Genomic DNA, 20,971 nt, shown 5'->3' on the forward strand with positions numbered 1-20,971 from the left:
GTGTTCAAAGGTCTGAAGCCCATCATCTATAACGGCCAGGAGGTCTGGCCGCTGGTGGAGGGCGGTAAAGGCGTCGCCGCGACCAACCACGCGTCGGCCGGCGCATGGGCCGCGGCGGGCGGAATCGGCACCGTGTCGGCGGTCAACGCCGACAGCTACGACCCCGAAGGCAAGATCATTCCGCAAGTCTACAAGGCCCTCAACCGCCGTGAGCGGCACGAGGAGTTGATCGACTATGCGATCGAGGGCGCCGTGCAGCAGGTGCACCGTGCGTACGACATTTCCGGCGGCAAGGGCGCGATCAACATCAACGTGTTGTGGGAAATGGGCGGTGCCCAGCGCATCCTGCACGGCGTGCTGGAGCGGACTCGCGGCATGGTCGCCGGCGTCACCTGCGGTGCCGGCATGCCCTACAAGCTGTCCGAGATCGCTGCGTCCTACAATGTCAGCTATCTGCCGATCATCAGCTCGGGCCGGGCCTTCCGCGCGCTGTGGAAGCGCGCTTATTCCAAGGCGGCGGACTGGCTCGCGGCCGTGGTCTATGAGGATCCCTGGCTGGCCGGCGGCCATAACGGCCTGTCCAACGCCGAAGACCCGCTGACGCCCGAGGATCCCTATCCCCGCGTCAAGGCACTGCGCGAGACGATGCGCGAAGGCGGCATCCCGGACAGCGTGCCGATCGTGATGGCCGGCGGCGTCTGGTATCTGCGCGACTGGAGCAACTGGATCGACAATCCCGAGCTCGGCCAGATCGCCTTCCAGTTCGGCACGCGCCCGCTCCTGACTCAGGAAAGCCCGATCCCCGAGGGCTGGAAAGCCAAGCTGACCAATATCGAGGAAGGCGAAGTGCTGTTGCACCGCTTCTCGCCGACCGGTTTCTATTCGAGCGCCGTGCGCAACCCGTTCCTCCGCGCGCTCGAAGCGCGCTCGGAACGCCAGATCGCCTTTTCCACTCAGGAGGCCGGCGATCACGTCTTCCAGCTCGACGTGGGCGTGAAGGGCAAGAATTTCTGGGTCACCCGCAACGATCTGCTGCGCGCCCGGCAGTGGTTCGGCGAAGGTTTCACTGACGCGCTGAAGACGCCCGACAACACGCTTGTGTTCGTCACGCCCGAGGAAAAAGGCGTGATCCGCAAGGACCAGGCCGATTGCATGGGCTGCCTCAGCCAGTGCGCCTTCTCGTCCTGGGCTGACAGCGAGACCAACTCGACCGGCCGCCTCGCCGACCCGCGCAGCTTCTGCATCCAGAAGACGCTGCAGGACATCGCCCATGGCGGGCCGATCGAGCAGAATCTGATGTTTGCCGGGCATGGTGCCTATAATTTCAAGAAGGATCCCTTCTATTCGAACGGCTTCGTGCCCACCGTGAAGCAGCTGGTCGATCGCATCCTGACCGGCGACTGATGGCGGGGGGAGGCTTTCGGGCCTTCTTCTCTCCGATATTGACGCGGATGGCCGCGCCCTCGTAAACACCCGCTCCGGGCGGCCCGGCTGGGCCGCCCTTTTCTATTGAGGAGCCGCCCCGTGCCCATCACCCCACTCATGCCCGTCTATCCCCGCTGCGGGGTGCGGCCGGTGCGAGGCGAGGGCTGCTACCTGATCGGGGAGCAGGGCGAGCGCTATCTCGATTTCGCCAGCGGCATCGCGGTCAACGCGCTCGGCCATGGCCATCCGAAACTGGTCAAGGCGATCGCCGATCAGGCCGCGACGCTGATGCATGTGTCGAACCTGTACGGCAGCCCGCAGGGCGAGCATTTCGCGCAGCGGCTGGTCGACGCGACCTTTGCCGACACGGTGTTCTTCACCAATTCCGGCGCCGAGGCGGTCGAGTGCGCGATCAAGACCGCGCGGCGCTATCATTTCGCCAATGGCGATCCGCAGCGGCACACGCTGATCACTTTCGACACCGCGTTCCACGGCCGCACGCTCGGCACGATCAGCGCGACCAACCAGCCGAAGATGCGGGACGGCTTCGAGCCGCTGTTGCCGGGCTTCGCTTATGCCAAGTTCAACGATCTCGCCGGCGCGCTGGCGCTGATCGACGACAACACCGCCGGCTTCCTGGTCGAGCCGATCCAGGGCGAGGGCGGTATCCGCCCCGCGAGCGACGAATTCCTCCAGGGCCTGCGCAAGGCATGCGACGAACACGGCTTGCTGCTGGTGCTCGACGAGGTCCAGGCCGGCTATGGCCGCACCGGCAAATTCCTGGCGCATGAGCATTACGGCGTGACGCCGGACATCGCCGCGGTCGCCAAGGGTATCGGCGGGGGTTTCCCGCTCGGCGCCTGCCTCGCGACCGAGGAAGCGGCCAAGGGCATGGTGTTCGGCACGCATGGCTCGACCTATGGCGGCAACCCGCTCTCCATGGCGGCGGGCGAGGCAGTGCTCGACGTGATCCTGGAACCCGGCTTCCTCGAGAATGTGACGACGATGGGCGATCGGCTGCGCCAGGGCCTGGAGCAGATGATTCCCAATCACGATCATTTGTTCGACAGCGTGCGTGGCAAGGGGTTGATGCTCGGCGTCAAGCTCAAGTCCGATAGCCGTGCCTTCGTGGCGCATTGCCGTGACAATCACGGCTTGCTGACGGTCGCTGCGGGCGAGAATGTCGTGCGCATCCTGCCGCCGCTGGTGATCGACGAAAGCCATATCGCTGAATGCATCGAGAAACTGTCCGAAGCGGCGCGGGTCTATGTGCCCGCCAGCGACGACTGACGTGGCGCTGCGCAACTTTCTCAACCTGTCGGATGCGGGCGCTGACGGCATCGCCGCGATCCTCGCCGATGCGCTCGACCGTAAGGCGGCGCGCGCCGGCTGGCTGAATGGCCGGCCGGATGCCGATGCGCCGCTGGCCGGCCACGCGCTGGCGATGGTGTTCGAGAAGAACTCGACCCGGACGCGCGTGTCGTTCGACATGGCGATCCGCCAGCTCGGTGGCAGCTCGATCGTGATGGATGCCGGGACGATGCAGCTCGGTCGCGGCGAGACGGTGGCGGATACCGCGCGCGTCCTGTCCGGCTATTGCGATGCGATCATGATCCGCACCGACGATCATGCCAAGGTCGAGGAGATGGCGGCGCACGCCAGCGTACCGGTGATCAATGGCCTGACCGACGCGTCGCATCCCTGCCAGATCGTCGCTGACCTGCTGACCATCATCGAAAGCGGCAAGGCGTTGCCCGGGCTCAAGGTCGCCTGGCTGGGCGACGGCAACAATGTGCTGGCCTCCTTCGTCGAGGCCTCGGCGCTCATGCATTTCGATGTGGTCGCGGCTTGTCCCCAGGGTTTCCAGCCCGAAGAGGAACTGATCACGCGCGCCAGCGGCCGAGCCCGCGTGGTTGCCGATCCGCGCGAGGCGATCGAGGGGGCCGATGTGGTCGTCACCGACACCTGGATTTCGATGGGGCAACTTCATGCCGAGACCAAGCTCCAGGCGATGATGCCCTATCAGGTGACCGAGGCGCTGATGGCGCTGGCCAAGCCGGATGCGAAGTTCCTGCACTGCCTGCCGGCGCACCGCGAGGAGGAGGTCGTCTCCTCCGTGATCGACGGTCCGCAGTCGCTGATCTGGCAGGAGGCGGAGAACCGGCTCCACGCCCAAAAGTCCATCCTGCGCTGGTGCTTCGGCCAGATCGGTTGATCGGCGCTTCGGCGCACCTATCTTTCCAGCAACAGAATCCCGTTCGTCTCTCTTCGCACCGAAGGAAACAGCTGGGCTTCGTACGCTCAGCCCGAACGGTGTGACCATGGATCGACTTGAAATTCCCGACATCGACCGCGCGCTCGGCTTCACCATTCCGGCCCGCCATGCGCGTGGTCGGATCGTGCGCCTTGGCCCGGTGCTCGACGAGATCCTTACCGCGCACGCTTACCCTCCGGCGATCGAGGCGTTGCTGGCCGAGGCGCTGACGCTTGCCGCACTGATCGGATCGACGCTCAAGGACAAGGGCGGCCAGCTGACGCTCCAGGCACAGACAGAGGGCGGTGTGGTGAAGCTGCTCGTCTGCGATTATCGCGGGGGCGAACTGCGCGGCTATGTTCAGTATGACGCAGAGCGCCTCGCTGCCGGACCGGAGAATCCGACGCTGTTCGCACTGTTCGGGCAGGGATATCTGGCGATCACCTTCGATCAGGCAGCGACCAAGGAACGCTACCAGGGCATCGTGCCGCTCGACGGCGCTACGCTGGCCGAAGCAGCACAGAATTATTTCATCCAGTCGGAGCAGATTCCGACGCTGGTCCGGGTCGGCATCGCGCGGGCGGCCGATGGCAGCCACATTGCCGGCGGCCTGTTCCTGCAGCATCTGCCCGAGGGCGAAGACGGTCGGGAGCGGCTCCACACGCGGCTCGATCATCCGGAATGGGAGCATGTCGCGATATTGGGCCAGACGATGGGCGTCGACGAGCTGGCCGATGCGAACATCCCGCTCGACACTCTGGTATGGCGCCTGTTCAACGAGGAGGAAGAGGTGCGCCTGCTGCCCGCGGCCTCGATGGTGCGTGGCTGCCGGTGCTCGCCCGATTATATCGCGTCGGTCCTCGCAAAGTTTGCTCCCGAGGAGCAGCGCTCGATGGCTGGCGAGGACGGCATGATCGTTGTCGACTGCGCCTTTTGCGCACGCACCTTCCCCGTGCCGGTCGTTGATCGTTACGTGTCCTGAACGTTGTTGAATCTTGTTCGCAACTGCGGCAAAACGATGCCGGGTCGCTGGCTTCATGTCCTGATGGACACGCATGGCGAGCGAGGGTCAGTATGATCAATGTGCAGCGTATCGTGCGGCGCGCCCTTGGCGGCCTGCTCCTGGCGGCCGGCCTTGGCACCGCAGCGCCCGCGCGCGCGCCGCAGCTCGGGGTGCTGACGCGAATCGAGGTCGGGCAGTGGCAGCTGAAGGAAGGCGACGCGACCGCCGCGGCGAGATCGCTGTGCGTGACGGATCCGGCGGTGCTGCTGCAGCTCGGTCATCCCGGCGCGCAATGCTCGCGCTTCGTCATCGCCGATGCGCCGGATGGCGCGACGGTGCATTATACCTGCCCCGGCGCCGGCCATGGCCGCACCACGATCACGCTCGAGACGCCGCGCCTGCTGCACCTGCAGACTCAGGGGATCGCCGGCGGCGGGCCATTCGACATGGATTATGAGGCGCGCCGCGTCGGCGCCTGCGCACCCAGGACCGCGGCGCCGCATTAAGGCATTATTTACCGTGCCGCTGTAGCAAGGGTGGGTGTCCCTCCTTTGGCACGGTTTCTCCCTAATGGCTCTTGCGAGCATCACTGGGTCGCTTTCGGGCGGCCCGTTTTTTTGTCCGCGCGGCGTGGGATTGCGAAGGTGCGGTGCACCGCCTAGGTCTCGCGCATCATGGCAGGCGAAACGACCCTTGCGGTCGCCCTCATATCGGGCGGCCTGGATTCGATGGTGGCAGCGGCGCGAGCGCGGGAGGACGGGCACCGGCTGCTTGCGCTGTCGATCGACTATAACCAGCGTCACCGGCTCGAGCTCGACGCGGCGCGGCGGGTCGCCCAATTGCTCGATGCCGAGCGGCACATCATCCTGCCGCTCGACCTGTCCGCCTTTGGCGGCTCGGCGCTGACCAGCGACATCGCCGTGCCGAAGACGGGCGTGGAGCCGGGCATTCCTGTCACTTATGTCCCTGCGCGCAACACCATCTTCCTCAGCCTGGCGCTCGGCTGGGCCGAGGCGACGGGCGCGCGCGACCTGTATATTGGGGTGAACGCGCTCGATTATTCGGGCTATCCCGACTGCCGGCCGGAGTTCATCGCAGAGTTCGAGAAGCTTGCAGAGATCGCGACCAAGGCGGGGGTCGAGGGCCAGCCCTTCCGGATCCATGCGCCGCTCCAGCATATGACCAAGGCCGATATCGTGCGCGAGGCAGCGCGCCTGGGCCTCGATACGGGGATCAGCTGGTCCTGCTACGATCCTACGCGCGACGGGCTGCACTGCGGGCTGTGCGACAGCTGCCGTCTGCGCGCGCGGGGCTTCGAGGAAGCCGGCATCCCCGATCCCACCCGCTACGCCGAAACCGCGTAGGGCGCGGCCGATGAGCTACGCGGTCAAGGAGATGTTCCTCACCCTGCAGGGCGAAGGCGTGAATGCCGGACGGCGCGCGGTGTTCGTGCGCTTTGCCGGCTGCAACCTTTGGTCGGGCCGCGAGCAGGATCGTGCGACCGCGGTGTGCCGCTTCTGCGACACCGATTTCGTGGGCACCGACGGCGCCGGCGGTGGCAAGTTCGGCGATGCGGCGGCGCTCGCCGCTGCAGTCGCGGCGCATTGGGGCGAGGGCAGGGACGAGCGTTTCGTCGTGCTCACCGGCGGCGAGCCGATGCTGCAGGTGGACGACGCGCTGGTCACGGAGCTTCATGCCGCGGGCTTCGTTATCGCGATCGAAAGCAACGGCACGATCGCGGCCCATCCCGGGATCGACTGGGTTTGCATCAGCCCGAAGGCGGGCAGTGTCGTCGTGCAACGCTCGGGCGACGAGCTCAAGTTGGTATGGCCGCAGCCCGGCAGCGACGTCGCCGCGATCGAAAGCTGGGCGTTCACCCATTTCCTCGTGCAGCCTATGGACGACGCCGCGCAGGCGGAGAACCAGGCAGCCGCGATCGACTTCGTCCTGGCCCGCCCGAAATGGCGCCTGACGCTGCAGGCGCACAAGACGCTCGGCCTCCGCTAGCCTCCCGGGTTAATTGATCGAGCTGAGCTGGAAGGCGCCGCACTTCCGATCGTTCCAGCGGCCTTTCTTGTCCCAGCATTGATCGTCCAGGCGCGGAAGCGTGCCGCCCTGGCGGGCGTAAAGAATGCCGCGCGGGAAGCGCTGCTCGCCGGTCGGGACCAGGCTGTTGCGCAGCTCGCGCGTGCGGTCCTCCGCGATCTTGTAGAAGGAACCACGCGGCGCGAAGATCGCATCGCGCGCGATGCCGGCTGCGGTCTGGCAGAAACCATATTGAGCGGCGACGGTGGTGAACCCAGAATAGGTCCGCGTGCCGAACTGATCGAGCGCGACCTGACCGGCTTTCGGCGTCTTGGCGGTGCGCGCGAAATAGCGGGTGAGCGTATCGTAGGAGTTTTTGAGCTCATCCCGGTGGTTGAGCAGGATCGCGTTGTAGTTGGTTTGAGTCAGCAGGGTCGGCTCGAACTGGCACTGCAGTGCCGCGACATTGAGCGCGGCCCGCATGTTCCAGACCAGGGCAGCGCGAAGCTCGGCCTCGGTCGCATCGGGCAGTGTCTGTCCAAGCCCGGTTTCATGGCCGCGCACGGCGGTGCCACTCATGTTGCGCTCGACCAGGAAAAACTGCGCGGACGCGGGGGTGGCGGCGATCGCGCCGAGCGCGACGGTGGACGCGTAAAGGATATGCAACAGCTTCATAAACGCCTCGTCAGCCTCTAAAATATTCAAGTTGCGCAGGGTACGGCTTTTCGATTCTCAACCCAAGCCTTTTCCTCCGCTGGCCTGTTCCTAGCGGCCTGGCGCGGACAATTGAATCGATCGCGCCAAGTCCAACGGGCCTGAATCGAAAGGGGCCGCCCGGTTTCCCGGACGGCCCCTCTAAGCAATCAAACCCGCAGGCGATTACTGGACGTTCGTGGTCGTCGTCGTGGTCGTCGTCTCGTTGATGACGGCCGTGTCGTTCGCCATCATGTTGCCGTCCATCGACATGCTGTCGACGGTGGTCATGTTGTCCGAGATCGTGGCGTCGTTGCCCAGCTCGGTGATGGTGGTGTCGTTGGTGGTGGTCGTCTCGGTCTTCGAACCGCAAGCCGAAACCATCAGCGCCGCGCCGGCGATCATCGAACCGGTAACGACCTTGGAAATGAATGCACGCATTGGAAAGCTCCCTAGATAGTGGATTTGGATGGTCTTCGAGACCCTTAATACCCAAACCGAGGTGGACATTAGTCTGATATCGTGTGGCCCTCAAGCCTCGTTTTCTCGCGGCCCCGAAAGAGCGGCGAAGAATGCGGGAAAGGACGAGGCCAGCGCCGCGTCGAACGTCGCGAAATCCGCCGCCCGGCCGAGGGCTTTGGCGCTCGTCACCGCATAGTCGGCGAGGCCGCATGGTACGATTCCGCCGAAGTGCGACAGGTCGGGTGCGAGGTTGACCGAGAAGCCGTGCAGCGTGATCCAGCGCCGCACCCGCACGCCGATCGCGCCGATCTTGGCCTCCGCAATGCCCCCGCCGGCGATCGGGACATTGGTCCAGATGCCGATGCGGCCGGGCGCGCGGAACGCGGCGATATCGATCTCGGCCAACGCGGCGATCAGCCACCCTTCGAGCGTGTGCACGAAATGCCGCACGTCGCGTCCGCGCTTGTCGAGATCGAGCACGAGATAGCCGATGCGCTGCCCTGGTCCGTGATAGGTGTAGCGCCCGCCGCGCCCGGTCTGCACCACGGGAAAGCGTGGATCGAGCAGTTCCGCCGGATCGGCGCTGGTGCCGCCGGTATAGACGGGCGGATGCTCGAGCAGCCAGACCAGCTCACGGGCGTCGCCGGCGGCCACGGCCGAAGCGCGCGCCTCCATCGTCGCGATCGCCTCGGCATAAGGCACGGGCGCCGGTTCTACGCGCCACTCGATCTCGTCGGGGAGGCCACTCACGCGGTCCCGATGCGCCACTATGGCGGCGTGCGCAAGCATTGGCGTGCCGTGAAAAGCTGTCTAACAGGGCGGCCGCGCTGCAGCGCGACGGGAGGATGAACGCGCATGGTTAGCATGGGAATTGTGTGGGATCGCACCACCGACTTCTTGAGCGACAATCGTCCCGCAGTCGCGACGATTGCCGGTTTTGCGATCCTGCTGCCCGCCGCGATCTCCGGGACTATCGAGCCGTTGACCGCCCGGGACGACGGGACCGCATCGACCGTCCAGTTTGCCTCGCTTGCCCTGTCGCTCGTGTCGCTCTGGGGCCAGCTGGCGATCGTCGCGCTCGCGCTCGATCCGGGCGCGGGCAGGCGCGGGGCGACGGCCGTGGCCAGCCAGCGATTCGTGCCGCTGATCGTCGTGCTGCTGGTTCTGCTGGCCGGCCTGCTGGTACTGATGCTGCCGCTGCCGGTCGCGCTCGGCGTGGCCGGGTTCGACTTCGCGGCAGCGATGAACGGCGGTAATCCCGACATTCCGCCCGGCGTGGGGGGCTTCCTGCTGTTGTACTGCCTCTTCTGCCTGGTCCTGCTGCTCTGGCTCGTGGCGCGGCTGGTGCTGGTCACGCCGGTCGTGGTGGTCGAGCGGCGCTGGATCAGCGCGCTCGCGCGCTCGTTCCGGTTGACCCGGCCGGTCGGGCTGAAGATCCTCGGCGTGATCATCCTCTACGCGATCGTAGCCGGCGTCTCGTTCCTGGCAGCCAAGCTGGTGTTCGGATCGATCCTCGGGCTGATCGCGGGCGGGGAGGGGCTCGTGACAATCGGCAGTGCGATCGCCGCCACGCTGGTCGCGCTGGTCGTGACCGTGTTCAACGTCCTCGCCTCGGCCTTCACCGCCAAGCTCTATCTGGCCGTTCGCGACGCGCGCGAGGCGATCGTCGAGTCGCTATGACCCTGGACATCGCAAGCGTCATGAAGAGCGCGTGGCTGCTATGGAAGCGCGACCGGGTGCCGCTGCTCGGCATCGCCGGGCTGCTGCTGTTCCTGCCGCAATTCGCCTCGCTGCTGCTGATGCAGCCCCAGCCGGAGTTCCCCGGCCTCAACGCCGACGAGGCGGCATTGCAGGCCTATATGACGGCAAGCCGCAGCTGGTCGATGAGCTATGGCGTCGGTCTGCTTGCCGCGGCGGTGCTGGTGGTACTGGGCACCGCAGCGATCATCCTGCTGTATCTCTCCCCGGAACGCCCGGACGTGAAGGGTGCGCTTGGCACTGCGCTGCGGCGCTTGCCGCGCTTCCTGCTCGCTTTCCTGCTCGTTTCGCTGCCGGTGGGAATCTCGCTGCAGCTGGTGCCGCTGCTGATCCTGCCGGCGCTGTACGTTGGCGGGCGCCTGCTGCTGGTGCTCCCGGCGCTGGCCGCAGAGCGCCCGATCTCGGTCGCCGGTGCCTTCCGCCACAGCTGGGCGCTGAGCAAGGGACATGGGCTGATGCTCGCCGGCACCGCTTGCATCACCGTCTTTGCGGGGCCGGTCCTGGCACTGCCGTTCATGGTGCTCGGCCGGACGCTGAACGGCGCGCCGCTGGCCAATCCGGTGGTGGCGGCGATCCTGGATGCCGGCGCGGCGGGGGCGCTGACGGTCGGTGCACTTGGTGCGGCGCTGGTCCAGGTGCTGCTCTACCGCCGGCTGACTCAGCCGAACCTGGGGACCTGAGGCGCGGTCTCGGGCGGCAGGATGCCGGTCAGCCGCGGATCGGGGAAGGTTTCGATGGTGCGCGAGATCGGAGTGAAACCCGAGGCCCGGTAGAAGCCGAGCGCCGACGGATGATCGAGCGTGCAGGTGTGTACCCAGACCCGTTCGACCGATTTGGTCCAGCTTCGCGCCATCGCCTCGGCCATCAGCCAGCGGCCATGCCCCTGACCCGCGAGTTCGGGGATGAGGCCGACATAGGCCAGTTCGCAGGCGCCCGGCTGGCGGAAGTCGAGTTCCAGCATGCCCACTTCGACCCCCGCCGGATCGACTGCCGCGAAGACCGCCACCGCCGGATCGTGGATGATCGCGCTCAGCGTCGCTGTATCCATCACCAGTCGGGAGAACCACAGCCACGGTGCGCCGATGCGACGGAACAGCGCGCGATATTTCTCCGGCTCGGGCTGGTGCCACGCCACCAGCCGCAGGCGCGAGGCCGGCATCGGCCGCAGCGGCGGGCGGCGGCGCATCTCGAGCGTGGTGACGATCGTCGCCACCTCGCCTGGCGGAACCGGCGTCAGTCCCATGTCGCGACCGGCGGCAGGCTCATCAGGATCGCGTCGATATTACCCCCGGTCTTCAGGCCGAACAAAGTGCCGCGATCATAGACGAGGTTGAATTCGGCATAGCGCCCGCGCCAGGCGCGTTGAATCGCGACATCGGCATCCGTGAAGGGATCGGCCATGCGGCGGCGCACGATTCGCGGGAAGCTATCGAGAAAGGCGCGGCCGACATCCTGGCTGAAGGCGAAGTTGGTCGCGAAATCGCCCTCGAGATGATCGTAGAAGATACCGCCGACGCCGCGATGGACCTGGCGGTGCGGGATGTAGAAATAATCGTCGGCCCATTGCTTGAAGCGCGGATAATGCGCCGGATCATGCGCGTCGCAGGCCGCCTTCAACGTGGCGTGGAAATCCTCCGTGTCCGCTTCCACCGGCAGCGGCGGGTTGAGATCGGCGCCGCCGCCGAACCAGCGCTTGGTGGTTACGAGGAAGCGCGTGTTCATGTGGACGGCCGGTACGTGCGGATTCGCCATGTGTGCGACCAGGCTGATGCCGGTGGCGAAGAAGTGTGGATTCTCGGCCGCGCCGTGAATCGACTTGGCGAATTCGCCCTCGAAGGTGCCGCCGACGGTGGAGACGTTGACGCCGACCTTCTCGAACACGCGGCCCTTCATCACGCCGCGTACTCCGCCGCCGCCAGGCGCACCGGACGGATCGGTGCGATCCCAGGCGAGATAGTCGAATCGGGCGTCCGATCCGGCTTCGCGCTCGATCGCTTCGAATTCGGCGCAGATCAGGTCGCGCAGTTGCTCGAACCAGGCGCGGGCCGTGATTTGTTGGTCGTCCATATCGATCACTCGGGAAATCCTCCGGTCTGCCGCAGCGCCTCGCCGAGCGCGATGCCCGCCGCGACCGCGACATTCAAGGAGCGCATGGCAGGCACGAGCGGGATTCGCACCGCCAGATCGGCACGGTCGTGCACCGTAGGCGGCACGCCCGCGCCTTCGCTGCCGAGCAGCAGCACATCGTCGGCCCGGAAGGTTGCCTGGTCGAGCCGCACCCCGCCGCGCGTGGTCAGCAGCACGATGCGCCCGGCCGCCTGCGCCTCGAACGCCGCCCAGTCGACATGGCGAGTCACCACGACCGCGCCGGCATAGTCCATCCCGGCGCGTGCCAGCGCGCGATCGCCCCAGGCGAATCCCATCGGCTCGATCAGGTCGACGCCGACGCCCAGGCACGCCGCGAGCCGCAGGATCGTGCCGACATTGCCGGCGATATCGGGCTGGTAAAGGGCGATGCGCATGGCGTTCGCATAGGCCCATGCACACTACCGAAACAACCGGGCTAAAATGCTGTTGGCAAAGCGTGCCCCCCGCGTCTATCAGGCCGCCAGCCTCCGTGGGGACGGAGGATCGGTGGGCGTGCGCGGATCGATCGCACCGCGCTTCATCGAACGTCGCCGCGACACGAAGTGCAAGGGCAAGTGAATGGCAATTGTTGATACCGACGTCCCGCTCGGGGAAGACCCGGCACCATATCACGAGGGCGTCGATGATCCCCGTCGTCGTGATTTCATCAATATCGCGGCGGTGGCCTGGATCGGCGTTGGGGGTGCAGTCGTCGTATTGCCGCTCATCAACCAGATGAACCCGTCGGCCGACGTGCTCGCCCAGTCGACCACCGAGATCGATCTGGCGAAGATCCAGCCCGGCCAGGCGATCAAGACGTCGTTCCGCAAGCAGCCTTTGTTCGTGCGCAACCTGACGCCGAAGGAAATCGCCGAGGCCGATGCCGTCAGCGTCGGTTCGCTGCGCGATCCCGAGACGCTCGATCAGCGCACCAAGGTGGGCCACAAGAACTGGCTGATCACGCTTGGCGTGTGCACTCATCTCGGCTGCGTGCCGCTGGGTGCGGGCGAGGGCGAGAATCGCGGCCCGTTCGGCGGCTATTTCTGCCCGTGCCACGGCTCGGCCTACGACACGGCGGCGCGCATCCGCAGCGGCCCGGCACCGAAGAACCTCTTCGTGCCCGATTACACTTTCTCGTCGGACACGACGGTCACCGTCGGTTGAGGACCCAAACGTCATGAGCTTTCCCTGGGCCAAGCAATACGCACCCTCCAACCCGCTGATGAAGTGGGTCGACGATCGGCTGCCCGTTCCGCGCCTCGTCTATAATGCGGTCGGCGCCGGCTATCCGGTGCCGCGCAACCTCAACTATTTCTGGAACTTCGGCGTGCTCGCCGGCGCCGCGCTCGGCATCCAGATCATCACCGGCATCGTGCTCGCCATGCATTATGGCGCGACCTCCGGTGGCGCGTTCGATTCGGTCGAGCACATCATGCGCGACGTGAACGGCGGCTGGTTCCTGCGCTATGCGCACGCGAACGGCGCCTCGATGTTCTTCATCGTCGTCTATATCCATATCTTCCGCGGCCTCTTCTACGGTTCCTACAAGGCGCCGCGAGAGATGGTCTGGCTGCTCGGCGTCGTCATCTTCCTGCTGATGATGGCGACCGCGTTCATGGGCTATGTCCTTCCCTGGGGTCAGATGAGCTTCTGGGGTGCGCAGGTGATCACCGGCTTTTTCTCGGCGATCCCGGTGGTGGGCGAATCGATCCGCATCTGGCTGCTTGGCGGCTATGCGCCGGACCAGGCAGCGCTCAACCGCTTCTTCTCGCTCCATTACCTGCTGCCGTTCGTGATCGCGGCGGTCATCATCCTGCACATCTGGGCGCTGCACATTCCGGGTTCGAACAACCCGACCGGCGTCGAAGTGAAGGGCGAGCAGGATACGGTGCCGTTCCATCCCTACTACACCGCCAAGGACGGCGTCGGGCTCGGCGTGTTCCTGCTGCTGTTCGCGGTGCTGCTGTTCTTCGCGCCGAACTATCTCGGCCATCCGGACAACTACATCCCGGCCAACTCGCTCTCGACCCCGGCGCATATCGTGCCCGAATGGTATTTCTGGCCGTTCTACGCGATCCTGCGCGCCTTCACCTCGGACTTCATCCTGCCGGCGAAGCTGTGGGGCGTGCTGGCGATGTTCGGCTCGATCCTGCTGCTGTTCTTCCTGCCATGGCTGGACAGCTCGCCGGTGCGCTCGGCCAATTTCCGGCCGGTCTACCGGACCTTCTTCTGGATCCTGATGGCCGACGTCCTGATCCTGGGCTGGTGCGGCGGCTCGGCGGCGACCCCGCTCTACGTCGTGCTCAGCCAGGTCTGCGCAGCCTATTATTTCGCACACTTCCTGATCATCCTGCCAATCATCTCGCGGGCCGAGCGTCCCCGGCCGCTGCCCAACTCGATCACCGAGGCGGTGCTGGCGAAGCATGGTGGCACCTCACCGGCGCAGACCGCGCTCGCGGCCGAATAAGGGGCAATAGCTAACATGGTCCGCAATCTTGCAATGCTGGTCGGGGCGGCGTTCGTCGCCGTCCTCGGCTGGGCTCTCATCTGGACGATTCACGGCCAGATCACCGAACCGGCCCCGGCCTCGATCGAAACGAGCCACTTCCACAAGCACCCGAAGGAGCTCGAGATCGGCTCCAACGGTTTCTTCGGCACCTACAAGGATACCCGTCAGCTGCAGCGCGGCTTCCAGGTGTTCAAGGAAGTGTGCGCGGCCTGCCATTCGCTCCGCCTGGTGTCGTTCCGCGATCTCCAGCAGATCGGCTATAACGAGGCCGAGGTGAAGGCGATCGCCAACCAGTGGGCGATCGAGCAGCCGTCGATCAACCCGGACACCGGCGAGCCCGCGACCCGCAAGAACATCCCGTCGGACCGTTTCCCGTCGCCCTTCGCGAACGAGATCGCGGCACGCGCGGCGAACGGCAACGCCAACCCGCCAGACCTGTCGCTGATGACCAAGGCGCGGCATGACGGCGCTGCCTATGTCTATTCGCTGCTGACCGGCTACGAGGCGCAATCGGCCGAGATGCTCAAGGAGTTCCCGGACGTGAAGACGCCCGCGGGCCTCCATGCGAACCCCTATTTCGCGACGATGAACATCGCGATGCCGCCGCCGCTGACCAGCGAAGGCCAGGTGTCCTATCTCGACGGGACCAAGCCGACGGTCGACCAGATGGCGAAGGACGTCAGTGCGTTTCTCGTCTGGACTGCCGAACCGAATCTGACGGCGCGTCACAATGCCGGATTCGCCGCGGTGATCTTCCTGCTGATCTTCTGCTTCCTTGCCTGGGGAGCGTATCAGAATGTTTGGCGCGACGTTAAGCACTGAGACGGTGGCCGGCGCCACCGAAGGTCGTCGCAATGACGACCTGCGGGCGCTGATCCGGACGATCCCCGACTTTCCGAAGCCGGGGATCATGTTCCGCGACATCACGACCCTGCTGCTCGATGCCCGGGGCTTCGCCCAGTGCATCGAGCGGATGGCCGGTGCGGTGGACGGCAAGGTCGATCTCGTCGCCGGGATCGAGGCCCGTGGTTTCCTGTTCGCGGCGGCGCTGGCGGTACCGCTGAACGCTGGCGTGTTGCTGATCCGCAAGGACGGCAAGCTGCCGGGCGCGACGATCGCCGAAGATTACGCGCTTGAATATGGCACCGACCGCATCGCGATGCATGCCGATGCGCTGGCGCCGGGCGCGACGGTCCTGCTGGTCGACGATCTGATCGCGACCGGCGGCACGGCTCGGGCTGCCGTGCGGCTGCTCCGCAAGGCCGGCGCGATGGTGACGCAGGCGCAGTTCGTGGTCGACCTGCCCGAGCTGGGCGGCGCCGTGGCGCTGCGCGAGGAGGGGATCGAGGTCCTTTCGCTGGTGGCGTTCGACGGACATTGACACTGATGGGGCGGGGCGCTCCCGCCCCGCCCTGGCGGCGGCGCGACGCTGGCGTTCGGTGCCCCAGGTTTCCGGCCGGTGGACGCGCAGCCAGGCAAGCGCGGCCCGAACATCGGCCGGCTGGTGGTGCCTGACCGCGACGCGGATCGGGATCGCCGCCCGGGCGGGCATGAAGACCCGTTCGACCCGATAATCATATCCGACGGCGCGCTGAAAGAGCGACCGCTCGATCCGTGCGCCGGCCTGCTTCAGGCCCTCGGCAATGGCTCGGGCGAAATCGCGGTGATCGCGCCGCCATGCGGCGATGGCCGATTCGGGCACATCGAGGATATCGGCGACCTCTTCGAGCGACAGCCCATGACCGCAGAGCTTGCGGGCCTGCGCCGCGAAGGCCGGTGCATAGCCATCGGGCGGTGTGGCGGAGGGCGTACCGGCAACAATTCCCTGTTCCGGCGCGATAACAGGGAAAATCATCTGTTTTTTCGGTGGTCGGGATCGTTCTTCTGATAATTTGCCATTGATAATCAATATATTACCGCACAATTCCCTGTTATTGCGGAACAGGGAATTTTCGGGCGGTAGACAGGGAATCGCGCCCGGCGCGGCGGCGCATCGATTCAACGGAGGGGCGCAATCGGGTCTGAAGGCAATGGCAGCAACCATGGCCGGAGTAGTGACATGACCAAGCAGACGATTGAATCGACGCGGGACGAGACGGGGGCGGGGGCAGGTGTGGAGGTCGGCTATGGCAAGCCGCCAGCGGCTCACCGGTTTCGCAAGGGCTTTTCGGGCAATCCCGCGGGGCGGCCGCGGCGAGTCGCGACCGGGGCGCCGGGCGACCGCCTGCCCGGCGCGGACGAACCGACCCGCGCGATGATCCTTGAAGAGGCGTATCGGCTGGTGACGCTGCGCGACGGCGCGGCTGAAATCAGGATGCCGGTGAACCAGGCGATCTTCCGGTCGATGGCCGAGGCGGCGATGCAGGGAAATCCGGCGGCCCAGCATCGCTGGACGCGGTTGGTGCAGACAGCCGAGGCGGAGCAGAAGCGCAACCAGATCGCGCTGTTCAACGTGGTCGAGCGGGCCGACCCCGACCTTGACTGGCTCGGCGACGGAGCGCCGGCGGAGCGAGCTTCCTATACTGATGATGTGGTGTTCGATTCGCGGTCCGGGACGGTGGTGTTCCGGAATCTGGCGGGGCGAGGGGACGCGGAGGAGTGATCTCCGGTCGCCATGCTTGTGGGGCCAGAAGATCGAGGCCGGCCCCGCCGGGATCGAAGCGATGTCCGATCCCGGCGGATTGCCCCCGGCCGGCCCCGGCCGATGCTCAGCCTGCGTCGCTGGTGGCACTCCGGCGGGCGGATCGAGCCGGCGCGACGTCAGCGGCGGTTCAGTTGACCGAGCACCTGGCTGCGGGTGGTGGAGTCCGCGTTCAGGGCCGCGAGCGGACGCGATTCGGCCCGAGGTCCGTCAGTCCGCGTTTCAGCAATCCGCGTTTCGGCAGGCCGAGTCCGGGCGAAGAAGCCGCGGGACGCCATGTTCTGCCAGGCAGCGGTCTCGGCCCGGCGGACGCAGCGATTGGACGAAATCCGGCTGACCCCGATATCCGGGCCGCAGACCGACCGGGCCGCACGGTGGATGCGGCGGTCGAGCCGCTTGCGGCCCTCGACCGAATTCAGATCGAGGTCGGCGGTCCTGACTGCGACGGATCGGTTCTCCTCATCACTGGCATGAGCGGGGGTGGCAACCACGGCTGCCAGAAGCAGCGGCAGCACGGTCATATACAGGGCCGTGGAGACGGGATGGATCGAGCGTAGCATCTTGATAGTCCTTCCAGAGAAAAGCCATTTCGGCTGTCTCCCCTTTCGGACATGGCGGTTGCGCCGCGATTGCGCGTGCCGCCTATCAGATGACATATGTAATGTGGCCCGGCTGGGCGCTGGGGCGCGCGTCGCGATGGGCCGGAGCGGGGGCGTCGAGGCTGCGGCGCAGGGCTGCGGCCAGCTCGGCGGGGCCCGGCGGGCAGGGGATGACCGCGCTGATTCCGGCCTCGGCCAGCCGCGCGGCGGGCGGCCGGCACGACGCGCCGATCGCCAGGATCCGGGGCAGGGCTGGGCAACGCCGCTTGATCGCGGCCAGCAGGGACCAGATCGCTTCATGATCGTCCATCGCGCAGATCAGCACTGCGTCGAACCCATCCGGCTGCCGTTCGAGTGCCTCCAGGAGCCGCGCGGGGGATTCTACCCCGACTGGCTCATAGCCGAGCGCAGCGAGCAGATCCTCGCCGGCGAGGCGCATGCGCAGTTCCGGGAACATGGTGAGCACGACTTCGCCATTGCCGCGCGCGCGCAGCGGAAGCCGCGCCGCGCCGGGCGGCGCTGCCGCGTCCCGGTCATGCAGCGGGAGCCAGATCCGGGCGGTGGTGCCGACGCCCGGCCGGCTGCCGATGGTGATGACGCCACCAAGCTCGCGCACGATCTCGCGCGCGGTGGAGAGGCCGAGCCCGTTGCCATAAGGCTTGGTCGTGTAGAACGGCTCGAACAGCCGGTGCAGGCGATCGCGCTCGATGCCGACCCCGCTGTCGGCAATGGTCACCGTGGCGTAGCGCCCGGCGGGGACCGGGCCGTGCGGATGCTGCAGCGGCTCGGTCAAAACCCGGATGCTGGTTTCCATGCGCACCGTGCCGCCGTCCCCCATCGCCTGGGCGGCATTGGTGCACAGGTTAAGGAGCACCTGCTGCAACTGCGCGGGATCGGTCAGCACCAGCGTATCGTCCACGGCAGGCGCAACGACGATCGCATGGCGCGGGGCGAGCGCCGCCTCGGCAAGATTGCCGGTTTCGCGGGCCAGCGCGCCGAGATCGACCAGATCCTTGCAATAATCGCGGCGCCGGCCGTAATCGAGCAGGCCCTGGACGAGATCGCGGCCGCGCTGGGCGGCCAGCTGGATCTGATCGACATGCTGCATCGTCGCGCTGTCGTCCTGCAGCCGGACCTGGACCATCTCCGCATGGCCGCCGATCGCGCCGATGAGATTGTTGAAATTGTGCGCGATGCCGCTGGTGAAGGCGCCGATCGTTTCCATCCGGCGCGCCCAGACGAGCTGTTCGGCGAGCCGGCTGCGCTCCCGTTCAGCCGCATCGTGATCGAGCGCGAGGCAGATCGCGTCGAAGGCCGTCCGCAGCACGGTCATCTGGCCGGCGGGGCGCCGGTTGCGGCGCACGGCGACGTCGAAGGCAAGGAAGTCCCCGGTCGCATTTTCGCCGACGCCGCGGACGCAGATCCATTTTTCGGCGCCGAGCACCTGCAGCAGGCCGGCCTCGCGCAGTGTCGTCGCCCGGTCGTCGAGGCGGAGCAGGGTGATGCCGGCGCTGTCGGGATCGCGCCCTTGCGCCAGTGCGACGGCTGCCGCGATATTGCCTTGCGCGGCCTCACCGCCCGGCGATGCCCATAGGGTCTGTGCGTTGTCGCGGTGGAAATAGCCGCGCGTCGCGCCCAGCGCGCCGGCGACTTCGGCCAGGCCCGTCCGCACCCGATCGACGAGATCGTCGCCGCCGCCGATCAGGGCGGTGGAGAGCGAGACGACGGCATGTTCGAGCGCCACCTGGCGCCTGAGCTCGGCCGCGCGCAGGCGCAATTGCCGCTCCCGCTTCAGCAGCAGGTACAGGAGGACGAGCGAGATCCCGTAGAGCAGGAGGCGAAACTGGACCGACGCCGTCTCGACCGAGCGCTCCCGTTCATCGAGATGCGTGCGCAGCCGCTCGATCGCCGCGCCGCGATCGGTGCCGACGAGCCCGGCGACGGTGCGGTCCACGCGCGGGATGAGATCATGCAGCAGGCACGCATGGGCGATCAGCATCTCCGCATCCGCGGGACAGCCGGCCTGGCGGCACGACGACCGCACCTTGGCGATCATCGCATCGACCTCGGCGATCGTGCCCTGGGACGTATCCAGGGTGAGGTGGAGGACTTCGCCGGAAAGCCCTTCGAGGGCGCGCATCGAAGCACCGTCAGCCGGGCGACGGCCGAGCCGATCGCTGAACAAGGCGAAATCGGCCAGCGAGTTGCGCAGCAGTGCATTGCTCTTCGTGAAGCGTTCGGTGAGCGCCGCTTCCGTTGCGGCATCGGCAGCAATCGGCGCCAGCAGGCGCGCTGCCGCCGCGTCCTCCAGATTGAGCTGCACCACCGCGAGCTCGCGGCGCATCTCGGTGATATGGCTGGCGAGCGGGGCATAGCTGCGCAGGATGCCGGCGCGGGCGCGCAGGACATCGCGGTGCAGCGCGCCTTGCGCCGACGCATAGCGATCGAGCGCCCGCCGCGCCCCCTCGGTCTGCGGATCGGGCGGTTGCAGGCCCCTGACCAGCAGCCAGGTGAGCAGGACGATCAGGCCGACCGCGATCGCGCAATCGGACAGGCGCACGAGCACACAATCACCGTAGCGATCGGACCAGCCGCGGGCCGCCACCCGCCGGCACCAGGACGAAAGACCGTTCAGAACAACGTCTCCACCGGGGCGTCGAACAAGTAGCCGAGCCCGCGCTCGGTCCGGATCAGCTTGGGCTCGGCGGAATCCGTTTCGAGCTTGCGCCGCAGCCTGAGCACCTGCACGTCGATGCTGCGATCGAAGATGTCCTCGTGAGTCCGCGTCGCCTGCAGGAGATGCTCGCGCGAAAGCGGCCGGCCCGGCGATTCGAGGAACGCGACCAGCAGGCCATATTCGTTCTTCGTCAGGTTGACGATTTCGCCGTTCGGATCAGTGAGGGTGCGGGTGCGGCGCCTGAGCTCCCAGCCGTTGAAGCGATAGCCGCCGCGGAGCGACGTGGTGGTCGATTGCCGGCCCATTTCCTGGCGCCGCAGCACGGCCCGGGCGCGGGCCAGCAGCTCGCGCAGGTTGAACGGCTTGCTGATATAGTCGTCGGCGCCGAGTTCGAGGCCGACCACCCGATCGATATCGTCCTGACGTTGTCCGGTGATCATGATGACCGGGACGTCGGAGCGGGCGCGAATCTGCCGCAACAGATCGAAGCCGTCGACCGGCCCCAATTGCACGTCGAGGATGACGAGGCTGAACTGATTGCCTTCGAGATGTTGCAGCACGTCGTCGCCGCCGCTCGAACCGACGGCGAGACATTGATGATCGTTCAGATAACTGATGATCATGTGCCGTACGGCCGAATCGTCATCGACCACGAGCACGCGGCCCGGTTGACCCCGGGGCTGATCGACCGGCATTATCGAAACTCCGATGTGGCTGGCGTTCAGGATTTGATGCATCGAGCCAGAACCTTCCGTTTGAGGGGGATGGGAAGCGCCCGTGCCCGCCCTTGCGGCGGGG

At 66.5% G+C, this 20,971-nt stretch carries 25 protein-coding genes; 16 read left to right on the plus strand and 9 right to left on the minus strand.

The window, feature by feature from the left end:
• The 7 genes from U1769_RS09730 to queE all read left to right on the plus strand — a co-directional run bounded on the left by U1769_RS09730 (position 1) and on the right by queE (position 6,689).
• Entirely contained in the window at positions 1-1,404 is a 1,404-nt protein-coding gene (locus U1769_RS09730) for an NAD(P)H-dependent flavin oxidoreductase (RefSeq protein WP_332715144.1), read from the plus strand.
• Positions 1,405-1,542: 138 nt separating this feature from the next.
• Positions 1,543-2,715 (plus strand): aspartate aminotransferase family protein, encoded by a 1,173-nt coding sequence (locus U1769_RS09735; RefSeq protein ID WP_443030339.1) that lies wholly within the window; start codon positions 1,543-1,545, stop codon positions 2,713-2,715.
• A gap of 7 nt (positions 2,716-2,722) precedes the next feature.
• The gene (gene argF / locus U1769_RS09740) at positions 2,723-3,640 is read left to right on the plus strand and encodes an ornithine carbamoyltransferase (RefSeq protein WP_332715775.1); all 918 of its coding nucleotides are present in this window, start codon (positions 2,723-2,725) and stop codon (positions 3,638-3,640) included.
• 106 nt (positions 3,641-3,746) lie between these two features.
• On the plus strand, positions 3,747-4,661 hold the full coding sequence (gene hslO / locus U1769_RS09745; RefSeq protein ID WP_332715149.1) for an Hsp33 family molecular chaperone HslO: 915 nt from the start codon (positions 3,747-3,749) through the stop codon (positions 4,659-4,661).
• Between the two features lie 92 nt (positions 4,662-4,753).
• Positions 4,754-5,188, plus strand: a complete 435-nt coding sequence (locus tag U1769_RS09750) for a DUF3617 domain-containing protein (RefSeq protein WP_332715151.1) — start codon at positions 4,754-4,756, stop codon at positions 5,186-5,188.
• A gap of 168 nt (positions 5,189-5,356) precedes the next feature.
• Positions 5,357-6,046 carry a 7-cyano-7-deazaguanine synthase QueC gene (queC, locus tag U1769_RS09755; protein ID WP_332715153.1) on the plus strand — a complete coding sequence of 230 codons (690 nt, stop codon included), beginning with the start codon at positions 5,357-5,359 and terminating at the stop codon, positions 6,044-6,046.
• Between the two features lie 10 nt (positions 6,047-6,056).
• Positions 6,057-6,689 (plus strand): 7-carboxy-7-deazaguanine synthase, encoded by a 633-nt coding sequence (queE, locus tag U1769_RS09760; protein WP_332715155.1) that lies wholly within the window; start codon positions 6,057-6,059, stop codon positions 6,687-6,689.
• A 9-nt stretch (positions 6,690-6,698) separates the two neighbouring features.
• On the opposite strand, the gene U1769_RS09765 is transcribed toward queE, so the two are convergent.
• The 3 genes from U1769_RS09765 to lipB all read right to left on the minus strand — a co-directional run bounded on the left by U1769_RS09765 (position 6,699) and on the right by lipB (position 8,612).
• A complete protein-coding gene (locus U1769_RS09765; protein WP_332715156.1) occupies positions 6,699-7,382 on the minus strand; it encodes a hypothetical protein in 684 nt (227 codons plus the stop codon).
• Between the two features lie 204 nt (positions 7,383-7,586).
• Positions 7,587-7,841 (minus strand): hypothetical protein, encoded by a 255-nt coding sequence (locus tag U1769_RS09770; RefSeq protein WP_332715158.1) that lies wholly within the window; start codon positions 7,839-7,841, stop codon positions 7,587-7,589.
• Positions 7,842-7,931: 90 nt separating this feature from the next.
• Entirely contained in the window at positions 7,932-8,612 is a 681-nt protein-coding gene (gene lipB / locus U1769_RS09775) for a lipoyl(octanoyl) transferase LipB (RefSeq protein ID WP_332715160.1), read from the minus strand.
• 105 nt (positions 8,613-8,717) lie between these two features.
• On the opposite strand from lipB, the gene U1769_RS09780 reads away from it, so the two are divergent.
• Positions 8,718-9,542, plus strand: a complete 825-nt coding sequence (locus tag U1769_RS09780; RefSeq protein ID WP_332715162.1) for a hypothetical protein — start codon at positions 8,718-8,720, stop codon at positions 9,540-9,542.
• On the plus strand, positions 9,539-10,300 hold the full coding sequence (locus tag U1769_RS09785; protein WP_332715164.1) for a hypothetical protein: 762 nt from the start codon (positions 9,539-9,541) through the stop codon (positions 10,298-10,300). Before U1769_RS09780 ends, U1769_RS09785 begins: the two co-directional genes overlap by 4 nt.
• On the opposite strand, the gene U1769_RS09790 is transcribed toward U1769_RS09785, so the two are convergent.
• Genes U1769_RS09790 through U1769_RS09800 form a run of 3 tightly spaced genes read right to left on the minus strand, consistent with a single transcriptional unit; the run spans position 10,279 to position 12,142 of the window.
• Positions 10,279-10,863: a GNAT family N-acetyltransferase gene (locus tag U1769_RS09790; protein WP_332715166.1), complete on the minus strand. Its 585-nt coding sequence runs from the start codon at positions 10,861-10,863 to the stop codon at positions 10,279-10,281. The two genes, U1769_RS09785 and U1769_RS09790, sit on opposite strands and share 22 nt — an antisense overlap.
• Positions 10,854-11,687, minus strand: coding sequence for an oxygen-dependent coproporphyrinogen oxidase (gene hemF / locus U1769_RS09795; protein WP_332715777.1), 834 nt, complete (start codon positions 11,685-11,687; stop codon positions 10,854-10,856). Before hemF ends, U1769_RS09790 begins: the two co-directional genes overlap by 10 nt.
• Before the next feature lie 5 nt (positions 11,688-11,692).
• Positions 11,693-12,142 (minus strand): tRNA (cytidine(34)-2'-O)-methyltransferase, encoded by a 450-nt coding sequence (locus tag U1769_RS09800; protein ID WP_332715168.1) that lies wholly within the window; start codon positions 12,140-12,142, stop codon positions 11,693-11,695.
• 46 nt (positions 12,143-12,188) lie between these two features.
• On the opposite strand from U1769_RS09800, the gene U1769_RS09805 reads away from it, so the two are divergent.
• From U1769_RS09805 to U1769_RS09835, 7 genes are all read left to right on the plus strand, one after another.
• A complete protein-coding gene (locus U1769_RS09805; RefSeq protein ID WP_332715170.1) occupies positions 12,189-12,326 on the plus strand; it encodes a hypothetical protein in 138 nt (45 codons plus the stop codon).
• The gene (gene petA / locus U1769_RS09810) at positions 12,327-12,911 is read left to right on the plus strand and encodes a ubiquinol-cytochrome c reductase iron-sulfur subunit (protein WP_332715172.1); all 585 of its coding nucleotides are present in this window, start codon (positions 12,327-12,329) and stop codon (positions 12,909-12,911) included.
• A 13-nt stretch (positions 12,912-12,924) separates the two neighbouring features.
• Entirely contained in the window at positions 12,925-14,214 is a 1,290-nt protein-coding gene (locus U1769_RS09815) for a cytochrome b (RefSeq protein WP_332715174.1), read from the plus strand.
• Between the two features lie 15 nt (positions 14,215-14,229).
• The gene (locus U1769_RS09820) at positions 14,230-15,078 is read left to right on the plus strand and encodes a cytochrome c1 (RefSeq protein ID WP_332715175.1); all 849 of its coding nucleotides are present in this window, start codon (positions 14,230-14,232) and stop codon (positions 15,076-15,078) included.
• 4 nt (positions 15,079-15,082) lie between these two features.
• Positions 15,083-15,637, plus strand: coding sequence for an adenine phosphoribosyltransferase (locus U1769_RS09825; protein ID WP_332715177.1), 555 nt, complete (start codon positions 15,083-15,085; stop codon positions 15,635-15,637).
• Between the two features lie 78 nt (positions 15,638-15,715).
• A complete protein-coding gene (locus tag U1769_RS09830) occupies positions 15,716-16,144 on the plus strand; it encodes a hypothetical protein (protein WP_332715179.1) in 429 nt (142 codons plus the stop codon).
• A gap of 171 nt (positions 16,145-16,315) precedes the next feature.
• Positions 16,316-16,858: a DUF5681 domain-containing protein gene (locus tag U1769_RS09835; protein WP_332715181.1), complete on the plus strand. Its 543-nt coding sequence runs from the start codon at positions 16,316-16,318 to the stop codon at positions 16,856-16,858.
• A 158-nt stretch (positions 16,859-17,016) separates the two neighbouring features.
• Here U1769_RS09835 and U1769_RS09840 read toward each other — a convergent pair whose 3' ends face one another.
• From U1769_RS09840 to U1769_RS09850, 3 genes are all read right to left on the minus strand, one after another.
• On the minus strand, positions 17,017-17,418 hold the full coding sequence (locus U1769_RS09840) for a UrcA family protein (RefSeq protein WP_332715183.1): 402 nt from the start codon (positions 17,416-17,418) through the stop codon (positions 17,017-17,019).
• A gap of 124 nt (positions 17,419-17,542) precedes the next feature.
• Positions 17,543-20,056: a DAHL domain-containing protein gene (locus tag U1769_RS09845; protein ID WP_332715185.1), complete on the minus strand. Its 2,514-nt coding sequence runs from the start codon at positions 20,054-20,056 to the stop codon at positions 17,543-17,545.
• A gap of 71 nt (positions 20,057-20,127) precedes the next feature.
• Positions 20,128-20,868: a response regulator gene (locus U1769_RS09850; RefSeq protein WP_332715187.1), complete on the minus strand. Its 741-nt coding sequence runs from the start codon at positions 20,866-20,868 to the stop codon at positions 20,128-20,130.
• Positions 20,869-20,971: the final 103 nt, after the last annotated feature.

This window comes from Parasphingomonas zepuensis (genome assembly GCF_036663735.1).
Lineage (GTDB): Bacteria > Pseudomonadota > Alphaproteobacteria > Sphingomonadales > Sphingomonadaceae > Sphingomonas.

Bases quoted from the DNA above. Each gene is read 5' to 3' on its own strand.
- U1769_RS09805 (WP_332715170.1), top strand. From the start codon at position 12,189: ATGCTGTTGGCAAAGCGTGCCCCCCGCGTCTATCAGGCCGCCAGCCTC.
- queE (WP_332715155.1), top strand. From the start codon at position 6,057: ATGAGCTACGCGGTCAAGGAGATGTTCCTCACCCTGCAGGGCGAAGGC.
- U1769_RS09835 (WP_332715181.1), top strand. From the start codon at position 16,316: ATGACCAAGCAGACGATTGAATCGACGCGGGACGAGACGGGGGCGGGG.
- U1769_RS09800 (WP_332715168.1), bottom strand. From the start codon at position 12,142: ATGCGCATCGCCCTTTACCAGCCCGATATCGCCGGCAATGTCGGCACG.
- U1769_RS09790 (WP_332715166.1), bottom strand. From the start codon at position 10,863: ATGGGACTGACGCCGGTTCCGCCAGGCGAGGTGGCGACGATCGTCACC.
- petA (WP_332715172.1), top strand. From the start codon at position 12,327: ATGGCAATTGTTGATACCGACGTCCCGCTCGGGGAAGACCCGGCACCA.
- U1769_RS09840 (WP_332715183.1), bottom strand. From the start codon at position 17,418: ATGACCGTGCTGCCGCTGCTTCTGGCAGCCGTGGTTGCCACCCCCGCT.
- U1769_RS09820 (WP_332715175.1), top strand. From the start codon at position 14,230: ATGGTCCGCAATCTTGCAATGCTGGTCGGGGCGGCGTTCGTCGCCGTC.
- U1769_RS09770 (WP_332715158.1), bottom strand. From the start codon at position 7,841: ATGCGTGCATTCATTTCCAAGGTCGTTACCGGTTCGATGATCGCCGGC.
- U1769_RS09765 (WP_332715156.1), bottom strand. From the start codon at position 7,382: ATGAAGCTGTTGCATATCCTTTACGCGTCCACCGTCGCGCTCGGCGCG.
- U1769_RS09815 (WP_332715174.1), top strand. From the start codon at position 12,925: ATGAGCTTTCCCTGGGCCAAGCAATACGCACCCTCCAACCCGCTGATG.
- U1769_RS09780 (WP_332715162.1), top strand. From the start codon at position 8,718: ATGGTTAGCATGGGAATTGTGTGGGATCGCACCACCGACTTCTTGAGC.
- U1769_RS09735 (WP_443030339.1), top strand. From the start codon at position 1,543: ATGCCCGTCTATCCCCGCTGCGGGGTGCGGCCGGTGCGAGGCGAGGGC.
- U1769_RS09785 (WP_332715164.1), top strand. From the start codon at position 9,539: ATGACCCTGGACATCGCAAGCGTCATGAAGAGCGCGTGGCTGCTATGG.
- queC (WP_332715153.1), top strand. From the start codon at position 5,357: ATGGCAGGCGAAACGACCCTTGCGGTCGCCCTCATATCGGGCGGCCTG.
- U1769_RS09750 (WP_332715151.1), top strand. From the start codon at position 4,754: ATGATCAATGTGCAGCGTATCGTGCGGCGCGCCCTTGGCGGCCTGCTC.
- U1769_RS09850 (WP_332715187.1), bottom strand. From the start codon at position 20,868: ATGCCGGTCGATCAGCCCCGGGGTCAACCGGGCCGCGTGCTCGTGGTC.
- hslO (WP_332715149.1), top strand. From the start codon at position 3,747: ATGGATCGACTTGAAATTCCCGACATCGACCGCGCGCTCGGCTTCACC.
- hemF (WP_332715777.1), bottom strand. From the start codon at position 11,687: ATGGACGACCAACAAATCACGGCCCGCGCCTGGTTCGAGCAACTGCGC.